This is a genomic window from Polynucleobacter sp. (assembly GCF_018500155.2).
Classification (GTDB): Bacteria; Pseudomonadota; Gammaproteobacteria; order Burkholderiales; family Burkholderiaceae; genus Polynucleobacter.
Genome location: NZ_JAHBAK020000038.1, coordinates 1 through 5,021, shown reverse-complemented (window position 1 = coordinate 5,021; position 5,021 = coordinate 1). Strand labels below are relative to the sequence as shown.

Annotated in this window: 6 protein-coding genes and 1 tRNA gene; all 7 read left to right on the top strand. The window is 45.6% G+C overall.

All coding sequences use genetic code 11. The features are described 5' to 3' along the window. Positions 1-29: 29 nt before the first annotated feature. Positions 30-106, top strand: a tRNA-Arg gene (locus KIH43_RS05035). A gap of 102 nt (positions 107-208) precedes the next feature. Then, positions 209-1,399, top strand: a complete 1,191-nt coding sequence (locus KIH43_RS05030) for an ABC transporter permease (protein ID WP_297718391.1) — start codon at positions 209-211, stop codon at positions 1,397-1,399. Beyond that, positions 1,399-2,196, top strand: a complete 798-nt coding sequence (locus KIH43_RS05025) for an ATP-binding cassette domain-containing protein (protein WP_296970097.1) — start codon at positions 1,399-1,401, stop codon at positions 2,194-2,196. The genes KIH43_RS05030 and KIH43_RS05025 overlap by 1 nt, the downstream gene beginning before the upstream one ends. After that, positions 2,193-3,128: an MlaD family protein gene (locus tag KIH43_RS05020; protein WP_296970099.1), complete on the top strand. Its 936-nt coding sequence runs from the start codon at positions 2,193-2,195 to the stop codon at positions 3,126-3,128. The genes KIH43_RS05025 and KIH43_RS05020 overlap by 4 nt, the downstream gene beginning before the upstream one ends. Further along, positions 3,125-3,748, top strand: a complete 624-nt coding sequence (locus tag KIH43_RS05015) for an ABC-type transport auxiliary lipoprotein family protein (RefSeq protein ID WP_296970101.1) — start codon at positions 3,125-3,127, stop codon at positions 3,746-3,748. Before KIH43_RS05020 ends, KIH43_RS05015 begins: the two co-directional genes overlap by 4 nt. 4 nt (positions 3,749-3,752) lie before the next feature. Beyond that, complete coding sequence (locus KIH43_RS05010; protein WP_297718386.1) at positions 3,753-4,742, top strand: tripartite tricarboxylate transporter substrate binding protein BugE; 990 nt, start codon at positions 3,753-3,755, stop codon at positions 4,740-4,742. Positions 4,743-4,788: 46 nt separating this feature from the next. Beyond that, positions 4,789-5,021: SDR family NAD(P)-dependent oxidoreductase (locus KIH43_RS05005; protein ID WP_297718382.1), on the top strand; the 233-nt coding region annotated here is incomplete at its 3' end.

Below are 5,021 nucleotides of genomic sequence, written 5' to 3'. Positions count from 1 at the left end.
TTCTCTTCCATGGCATAATTATGGCTGTTGCGGCTGTAGCTCAGCTGGATAGAGTACTTGGCTACGAACCAAGGGGTCGTGGGTTCAATTCCTGCCAGCCGCACCACCATACATAGGGCCTAGTTGAAAAACTGGGCCCTTTTCCATTCTAGTTTCAATTTGGGGCATTTCATCCGGTGCTGTTGTGCTGATACCTTATAGTTTGATTATGAGCGTTTCTGACCCTATTTCGCCCGATTCTCAGTCTTCTAGCCAACCGGTTGCAGTTTGGTCTCTGATTGACTCCCAAAGTGCCAAGGTCGCACTAAGTGGGGTGGTGAATGTGTATACGCTCGGTGGAGTTTGGACGCAGATTCGGGATGCGCAAAATGCTTGGTTAGCTAGCATTTCCAAAGACAATCTTGCCAATGCCTCGCTGTGTTTTGATGCGAGCGCAGTGACTTCGCTTGATGGAGCAGGCATTGCGTTTTTAATTGGTGTAGAAGAAGCGCAACTACAAGCGGGCGCCAAATTTGTGTTGCAAGGACTTGATCCCCGTTATCAACCCTTGCTCAATGAATTTGATCCCATCAAAAATTTATTCCCTGTGCCTGTAGTGAAGTCAAAGCCAAATTTTTTGGTGAGTACTGGCATGGCTACCCAAAATCTCCTAGGGGACTTAACGGGTTTAATCACTTTTGCTGGTCACCTAAGCTCTGATCTTTTTTGGTCAGTGCGCCATATTAGACAGGTCCGTTGGGGGGACTTTGTGAATGCTGCTGTTGAGGCGGGTATTGCTGCACTTCCTATTGTGGGCTTAGTTTCCTTTTTAATTGGTGTGATTCTGTCATTTCAGGCGGCCATTGGCATGAAGCAATTTGGCGCCGTGTCTTTTGTTGGGCCTTTAGCAGCATTGGGTATTGTGCGCGAGATGGGGCCACTAATCACCGCGATCTTATTAGCGGGTCGTTCATCTGCTGCTTTTGCTGCAGAGATTGGCACGATGACGGTCAATAGCGAAGTGGATGCCCTGGTATCAGGTGGTTTAAGTCCTATGCGCTTTTTAGTGGTGCCTAGAGTGCTCGCAGGAATCTTGGTGGCTCCAGTGTTGACGCTATATGCTGACATCGTCAGCATTGTTGCTTCCATGTTTACCATGCAAATCTATGGCATTCCATTTATTAATTTTTACAATGGCATGCTCAGCGCAGTGAGTGTAGAAGATATCCTTTCAGGATTAGTCAAAGCGACGATGTTTGGTGTGGTTGTCTCAGCAATGGGTTGCTTGCGTGGCATGCAAACTGGTACTGGTGCTGCAGCAGTGGGTATCTCGGCAACGCGTGCAGTAGTGAGCAGTATTGTGATGATTGTGATTGTTGACGGCATTTTTGCCGTGATTTCTTATAAGACGGGCTTCTGATGAATACCACATTCACTCCGTCATCAAATACCTCATCTAGTCCATATGCTATTGATGTGCAAAACCTGACCGTGGGTTATGGCAGTAATGTGCTGATGAAGGATCTCAACTTTACAGTGAATAATGGCGAGATCTTTGTCATTCTGGGTGGTTCAGGCTGCGGTAAATCCAGCTTGCTGAAAAACCTCTTTGGCTTATATCAACCTTTATCGGGTGATGTTTTGATTGAAGGTCAAAATATTACGACCGCCCAAGGAGCCGAGCGTCAGAAAATCATGACGAGCTTTGGCGTGATGTATCAACAGGGTGCCTTATTTGGCTCGATGAATCTTTTGGATAACGTCACCTTGTTTATGCAGGAATATACCCAGCTCACGCAAGATCAAATGAATCTGTTAGCGCGTTGTAAATTAGATTTAGTAGGGCTCTTGCCTTACGAATCCTATATGCCTAGTGAGATCAGTGGCGGTATGCAAAAGCGGGCGGCAATCGCCAGAGCAATGGCCCTAGACCCCAAAATATTATTCCTAGATGAACCTTCAGCAGGCCTTGATCCGATCACCTCGGCCGATTTAGATCAGACCATTATGGATTTATCCAAAAACCTTGGCATTACCTTTGTGATCGTTTCTCACGAGTTGGCAAGTATTTATGCGATTGCTGACAAAGTGATTATGTTAGATAAGGCCTCAAAGGGCATTATTGCCGAGGGTGATCCCAAAGTATTACGTGATACCAGTACCGATCCACGTGTACATCAATTCTTTAATCGCATTACGACTAAGGACGCAGCATGAGTAATAACTCAAATCCGAATTATTTCCGTCTTGGAGTGTTTGTCTTGGCGGCTATTGCCGTATTGATATCAGTGATCCTGATTTTCGGCTCAGGACAGATATTTAAGAAGTCCTTTTATGTGGAAACCTACATCAAGCAATCGGTCACAGGTTTAGATGTGGGGGCTGCCGTTCGCTTTCGGGGTGTCAAAATTGGTCAAGTTAGTATGGTTGGCCTCACAGGGGAGGTGTATGAAAAAAATAAGCCATTTAATGATCGACACCAATATGTCATTGTTAGGATGCAGATTTTTGGCCATGCGATTGATGAACAGCAGGTGAAAGAGTTTGTGAATAATGGCTTGCGCGCCCGAGTGAAATCGATGGGTATTACTGGCGTGAATTATGTTGAGTTTGATTTCTCACCAAAAAGTGCTGCTGACAATGGTGATTTACCGTATTCCTGGACTCCGGAGTACCCCGTTGTTCCATCTCTACCAAATCAAGCGGATGAAATTATTTCCGGGATTCAAAAACTGATTGATGGCATTAATGAAATCAATATCGATGGTACGCAACAAAAGTTTGATGCACTCTTGGTGAACCTCAATACGCTCATGGCAGGGGATGGTAAGAATAATCAAGGCTTAGTGGCCTCAGTCAAAGACCTCAATGTCATCCTTGAACGCATTGCCAAGGTGACCGATAAGGACGAGCTGAGCATTCTCATGCGGGAATTGGTGGGTACGATCGTTGCATTAAGGCAAACCATTACATCCATGCAAGGAGATACTCAATTGACAATCGAGAATCTCAAGCAAACTAGCGAGCAGTTAAATGAATTTTCACGGATTGCCAGTCAATCGCCCTCGAGCTTGATTTGGAGCGAGCCGCCTCCCAAAATTACCTTGCCCTTAAATGGCATACAAAGTGAGTCCGGAGTACAAAAATGATCAAGCTATTTACATTGATATTGGCAACCACTTTGACTGCTTGTTCACTGCCGACGCGTGCACCTGTGACACCAACAACCTGGATGGTTGCGCCTGAAAGGACTGGCGCTGCATTCAAACCGCGCACGGAGTTTTGGCTAAAAGTAGGGGCGGTAAATGTGGTCTCTCCTTTTGATGGCAAGTCTTTGGTCTATCGCCTTGGTGATCAGCGCTATGAAAAAGATTTTTACAATGTATATGCATCTATACCTGCAGAAATGATTGGCAATGCACAGCGCGAATGGATTAATAAAGCCAATATCTTTTCTGCTGCACTCAATCAAAGCAATAGCTTTTTCCCATTCTTCACCTTACAGGCTAATGTGAGTGAGTTTTATGGAGACTATCGAGTGAAGCCTGAGGCGGTCGTGACAGTAGAGTTTTACTTATCGGTTGCTAATGCTGGAAAAGCCAACGCCTTAATTGGTTCCAATCGGTACACAAAGCGTATAGCCCTTAAAGACAATACGCCGCAGGCCTTAGTGCTTGGTCAACAGCAGGCACTCGCTGAAATCTTTAAACTCTATGAAGAACAGTTGTATCAGTACGCAGGTAATTTACCAAAACCATTAGGACAGTAAGTATATGAAATTCACCACCTCGCCCATTTCTTTGAAAAGTCTCTTGGCAGCATTTGCTGTTGGCATCGGTTTGAGTGCTGCGGCGCAAGCTCAAAATTTCCCCACTAAACCAATCCGTTTAATTGTTCCGTTTGCGCCAGGCGGTAGTACTGACATTATCGCGCGCGCTGTAGGAGATGCATTGGGTCGTCAATTAGGACAGCCAGTGATCGTCGAAAACAAAGCGGGTGGGGGTGGAGCCATTGGTGCCCTTGAAGTGATGCGAGCACCAAAAGATGGCTATACGATAGGCATGGCAACGGTATCTACCACTGCTGCTAATCCAGCGATTAATCCTAAAATTGGCTACGATCCCATTACTGATTTCACGGCGATTAGCAATATTGCCGCTACTCCAAACATCATTGCTGTAAATCCATCCTTTCCTGCGAAAGACTTCAAGACCTTTATGGAAGTCTTGAAAGCAAATCCTGGCAAGTACACTTATTCAAGTTCTGGCACTGGCGGAATTGGACATTTACAAACCGAGTTATTTAAAAGCCTTACTGGCGTATTCATTGTTCATATTCCTTACCGTGGTGCTGGTCCTGCATTGGCAGATACAGTGGGCGGACAGGTTTCTATGATTTTTGATAACTTGCCGTCATCCTTGCCTTTTATTAAGGATGGTAAGTTAGTGCCTATCGTGATTGCAGCGCCTAAGCGTTTGGCGCAACTGCCCAATGTCCCGACGTTTGCTGAAGTCGGTCTTGCGCCAGTCAACCGCATGGCCTACTACGGATTGTTAGGCCCCGCTGGTATGCCAAAGGATGTCGTAGACAAGTACTATGCTGCGCTCAAGGTGGTGGTGAACGATCCTGCAGTGAAAAAGCGTATTGAGGATACAGGTTCGATCATTAATGTGAATGGACCGGATGCTTTTGCAAAAGAAATAAAAGCAGAATACGCGGTGTATAAGGAAGTTGTTGCTAAACAAAAACTGGTCTTGGATTGATGTGCTGGCAACAATGAAAAAATAAAAATAGATTAGTGGAGACAAGATGGATTTAGGAATTCAGGGAAAAGTCGCTTTAGTCATGGCCTCTAGTCGGGGTCTGGGCCGGGCAATGGCAATTTCTCTTGCCAAAGAGGGTGTGAAGGTTGCCGTGACAGGGCGCAATCTAGAAGACTTGCAACAATCAGTTGAGCTCATTAAGGCGGCTGGTGGAGAAGCTTTTCCTTTGCAATGGGACCTTTCAGATATTGCCAAAGTTGATGGGCTGGTTTCTCAAGT

What these genes read in the sequence shown, in the direction of transcription:
- KIH43_RS05020 (WP_296970099.1), top strand. Translation starts at nt 2,193, where the DNA reads ATGAGTAATAACTCAAATCCGAATTATTTCCGTCTTGGAGTGTTTGTC.
- KIH43_RS05010 (WP_297718386.1), top strand. Translation starts at nt 3,753, where the DNA reads ATGAAATTCACCACCTCGCCCATTTCTTTGAAAAGTCTCTTGGCAGCA.
- KIH43_RS05025 (WP_296970097.1), top strand. Translation starts at nt 1,399, where the DNA reads ATGAATACCACATTCACTCCGTCATCAAATACCTCATCTAGTCCATAT.
- KIH43_RS05015 (WP_296970101.1), top strand. Translation starts at nt 3,125, where the DNA reads ATGATCAAGCTATTTACATTGATATTGGCAACCACTTTGACTGCTTGT.
- KIH43_RS05030 (WP_297718391.1), top strand. Translation starts at nt 209, where the DNA reads ATGAGCGTTTCTGACCCTATTTCGCCCGATTCTCAGTCTTCTAGCCAA.